Source organism: Kitasatospora sp. NPDC057512, assembly GCF_042802135.1.
GTDB lineage: Bacteria > Actinomycetota > Actinomycetes > Streptomycetales > Streptomycetaceae > Kitasatospora.
This window is the reverse complement of the sequence record NZ_JBHVET010001218.1, coordinates 1-1,398: the sequence shown is the minus strand read 5'-3', so window position 1 is coordinate 1,398 and position 1,398 is coordinate 1. Positions and strand designations below refer to the sequence as shown.

1 protein-coding gene and 1 pseudogene are annotated in these 1,398 nt (G+C 75.2%); one reads left to right on the top strand and one right to left on the bottom strand.

What is annotated here, in order from left to right:
- Positions 1 to 376: pseudogene (locus ACFU6K_RS39035) on the bottom strand (hypothetical protein); the annotation flags it as partial.
- A 479-nt stretch (positions 377 to 855) separates the two neighbouring features.
- Here ACFU6K_RS39035 and mscL point away from each other — a divergent pair.
- A complete protein-coding gene (gene mscL / locus ACFU6K_RS39030; protein ID WP_380671429.1) occupies positions 856 to 1,302 on the top strand; it encodes a large conductance mechanosensitive channel protein MscL in 447 nt (148 codons plus the stop codon).
- Positions 1,303 to 1,398: the final 96 nt, after the last annotated feature.

Below are 1,398 nucleotides of genomic sequence, written 5' to 3'. Positions count from 1 at the left end.
CCCGCAGGGTGCTCGGGTGCAGCCGGCCGGGGCCCAGCACGGCGGCGGAGCGCAGCCCGGCGGCGGCGGAGCAGTCGACGGCGGCCCGGCCGGCGGCCTCGGTGCCTCGGCTCTCGGCCCCGGAGCCCGAACCCGCAGAATCGGGGCCCCGGCCTGCGGAATCGGGGCCGGCGGAGTCCCGGCCCGCCCCGGCGGGGCCGGAGGGGACGGCCGGGTGCGGGGCGAGGGCGCACAGCGCGGAGGACTGCCCCCGACGGCCCAGTTCCCGGTGGAGGTCACGGGCGAAGTTCTGTGCGCCGCCCCGGCGTGAGTCGCTGATCAGGTGCAGGACACGCGGACGGTTTCCGGCCGGATCGGCCGACAAATGGTCGGGCATGGACCGACCTTGGCACAGTGCTCCGCCCGGTACATCCCCTTCGCGCAACCTGATGGTGGCCCATCCGCCCGCGCTTGTACACCGGATGTGCGCCACGGGGCCGCCGTCGTGCGCCGTACGCGACCGCCGTGCGCCCCGTCTCGCCCCCTGCCGCGCTCCGGTCCACCCTGTCGCGCCGGGTCGGCGCCGCCCCGGACCGGCGCGTGCCGGTGTCACATGCGGCGCCACAAGCAGTGCCACAAGCGCGAGTTGGAGCGGCCGACCGACCGACTGGCTCGGCTGTTCGACCGGTGAAAGGCCGGTACGCGGAGCGTCCCCGCCCCGCAGGGCCCACGGACGCGGGGCGGCGCGGCGGTTACCCGATTCGGGTGAACGCGGTTGGACCTCGGCCCGGCCCGCTCGGCAGGATGTCCGGCCTGGGGCGGCACCCGCCGTGCCGCCCCATCTCCCCCTCCCCCGTACGGATTTGGAGTCACCCGGTGTTCAAGGGATTCCGCAGCTTCCTGCTGCGCGGAAACGTGGTGGACCTCGCGGTCGGCATCGTGATCGGCGCGGCCTTCACCGCCGTCGTCACCGGGTTCGTCAGCGCCTTCCTCACCCCGCTGGTCGGCGTCGCGTCCGGCGCCGTCGGCGACTTCACCCAGAAGACCTTCGACGTGGCCGGCACCCGGTTCCCGTACGGCCTCTTCGTCAACGCGGTCATCGGCTTCGTCCTGACCGCCGCCGTCATCTACTTCGCCGTGGTGCTGCCGGTCGGCAAGCTCCAGTCCCGCTTCGAATCGGCCAAGCCCGCGCCGGCCGCGAAGGTGGACTGCCCCGAGTGCCTGAGCACCATCCCGGCCGCCGCGACCCGGTGCTCCTTCTGCACCTCCGAGGTCGGCAAGCCGGCCCTGCCCGCGCAGGCCCAGGCGCTGCAGTCGCACTGAGCGCCGACACCCCGACCAGCGCCGGGCCGCCGCCCGGCCGGCCCGCCGACCATGGGGCCGACGTCCCAGGTCGTGGGCCTGAACCGGGCCCCGAAG